Genomic DNA, 2,667 nt, shown 5'->3' with positions numbered 1-2,667 from the left:
ACGGAGGACAGGGTGGGGGCGGGATCCCCCACCGGCTGGCTGTCGGCGTCGTCGCCGGCCGCGTTGTCGTGCCCGGAGCCGCCCATCGGCATCATCGACAACCCGAGCGCCACCAGCGACAGCACCACGGCCGCGGCGAGCAGTCCGTTGCGCACGAGGCGCGCCTTGCTCGCGCCCTCCTTCGGTTCCCCGGCCTCGAGTTCGGCCGCGGGACGCCCCGCGCCCAGCCGTACCTCGGCGGCCCGGCGGCGGCGTTCCAGATAGGCGAGGCCGCCCCAGCCGATCACCCCGCCCGCGAGGGCCGCGGGCAGTCCGCCGCCCGCCAGTCGCAGGCAGGCGGCCGCTTCCGCGCACTGCACGCAGGTGGCGAGGTGCCGTGAGAGGTCCTCGGGTGTGTCGGCGGCCGGCGAACGGGTCACCGCGTCCAGCAGCCGGGCGTAGCTGCGGCACTCCGCTGCCATCGGGGTGTCGAGGTGGTTGCGGTGGCAGCGGTCCCTGAACAGGCCCCGCACCTGGGCGAGTTCGCTGGAGACGAGCGCCGGGTCGAGGCCGAGCCGGCGGGCCACGACGGGCAGCGGCAAGGCCTCGACCTCGGCCAGCCACAGCAGCGCCGCGTCCGCCTCCTGGAGATCCCGCAGACCACGCAGGGCGATCGGGCGCTGCAACGGCATGCCGTGGTAGCGGGCCGCCTTCTCCGAGTTGAGCCACAGCCGCAGGTCCGGGTCGAGCCGGTGCCCCCGCCCGGCGAACTCCCACGCCGCCGCCGTGGTCCGTACGGCGGTCAGCAGCAGCGGTATCACCGGCAGCACCCGACGGGCCGGACCACGCATCGGACCGGACCCGGCGGAGCGGGCCTCCTGGATGCCGAGCGCGAAGGCCTCGCCGGCCAGTTCGGTGGCCGATTCGGCTCCGGACGTGCACAGGTCGGCGTAGGACAGCACGGCGTCCCAGCTCTCGGTGAACAGCGCTGCCTCAGCGGCGTCCTGAGGAGTCGGCAGGTCGGGCATGGGTCTCCTGCATCCACGAATGACGGCCAACTAGCTCTGACAGTAAGCAAGTTGGAGGGGGGCTGCCTCGTGACAGGGCCAGAGCCTTTCACGCGTCCCACACAACTGACAAGCCACGTATTCAATTGCGGTGACTGTCAGTCGCCTCTATGCAGTTGTACGTGTCCGAGCCTCTCCCGGCTCACCTGTCACAGGAGTTGGCCACACCGTTACCTTACAAAGGCGCGGGCTCCTCGGCAGGCTCGGCGGGAAGACTGTCCATGAAGGAACTGACGGAGAAAACCGCGCGGCCGGGGCCTGGTTCGCCGTATCCGGGCGGGGACTTGAGCCCGAAGTCCTCCATCGTGGAGCGGTAGGCCTCCAGCAGACGGATGTGGTACTCCAGCGGAGCGCCCTGCGGATTGGCCTTGCCCAGCGGGGTGGTGGGCTCCGGGCACCAGGTCGTGAACCGGGGCGTGATGCCCTGCGACATGAAGAAGCGCAGGCCCTCGGTCGTCGACGCGATCGCCTCGTCGACGGTCTTGAAGCCGAACGGCTCCGCCATCTCCACGCCGGCCACGAAGTTGGGGATCACGTTGCGCGCGCCGAAGATCTCCGCAGAGTCGAGGATGCGCTTGTGCCACTCGGCGCGGCCGACATAGCGCTCCTTGCCGGGGCAGTGCAGCTTGAACAGATATTCGTCCCACACCTCGTAGTTGGGGTGGTAGATCTGCACGCCGTAGTCCTTGAACCGCTGCACATCGTCCTTGGGCAGCGCCTGGGCGACGACCTTGCCGATCCAGCGGCCCGGGAAGCGCTCCTCGATGGCCTTGGCGTAGTGGCCGTAGAAGTCGGCCTCGTCGCGCCCGGCGACGGTCTTGGTGATCGCGCCGCCGGTGAGGGTGTAGGCGGTGGACACCTTCGCGGTGTCGTAGCGGTCGATGATCTCCAGGGCTTCGAGGACCTCCTCGACGTCCTTGACTCCGGTGTACGGGCGCCCGGCGGCCTTGTGCTGGCGCCAGTTGTGGTTGATGTCGCAGTACTGGCACTCCTCCTTGGCGCCGAAGTACTGGCAGACGCGGAAGACGGTCAGGTAGATCAGGTAGCCCCACTGGATGGTCGGGGCCACCTCCATGACGGACTTCCCGTTGGCGAGCTTGTGCTTGTAGTACTCCGGCATCGGCGGCACACCGACGTCCGCGATCCGCTTCCCGTCGAGGTACAGGCCGAGGACACCGTCCTCGTCGGAGGCCACGCGGTACGGCGACGCCGGGTTCACGCGCACGGAGACGACGGTCCGTCGCAGGTCGTACGGGCCGCCGGTGAGGATGATCTCCTCGGGCGGGCGCCTGAGCGCGGCCTCGCCCAGCTCCGGGAGCGTGCCGTGGTCGAAGGAGAAGATGAAGTACGACTTCGGCTTCACCTCACCGCCCTCGTTGTCACTGAGCGCGGACGGGTCGAAGGCGACACCCCCGCGCAGCAGGTCCTCCTTGAAGACGGCCTCCCGCGGCACATGCGGAAAGCGCTCCATCAGATCCTCGACCAGCGCGGTGCGGCTGCCCATCCCGTTGTCTCCTCCCGGCTCAGGCGCCCTGCTCAGGCGTACGACTCCTCACGGTATGCCCCCGGCGGTTGAGCGGGGGGAGCGGGGGGCGCGGTGTGGTGCGGGTTGGTCTCGTCG

The 2,667-nt window shown here is 69.7% G+C and carries 2 protein-coding genes; both read right to left on the bottom strand.

What is annotated here, in order from left to right:
• Positions 1 to 1,007: cellulose-binding protein (locus ACNFOC_RS53055; RefSeq protein ID WP_416966120.1), on the bottom strand; the 1,007-nt coding region annotated here is incomplete at its 3' end.
• Positions 1,008 to 1,221: 214 nt separating this feature from the next.
• Positions 1,222 to 2,550 carry a radical SAM protein gene (locus tag ACNFOC_RS53050; RefSeq protein ID WP_416966119.1) on the bottom strand — a complete coding sequence of 443 codons (1,329 nt, stop codon included), beginning with the start codon at positions 2,548 to 2,550 and terminating at the stop codon, positions 1,222 to 1,224.
• Between the last annotated feature and the right edge of the window lie 117 nt (positions 2,551 to 2,667).

This window comes from Streptomyces colwelliae (assembly GCF_048158785.1).
Taxonomy (GTDB): Bacteria; Actinomycetota; Actinomycetes; order Streptomycetales; family Streptomycetaceae; genus Streptomyces.
This window is presented reverse-complemented; position numbering and strand designations above follow the sequence as displayed.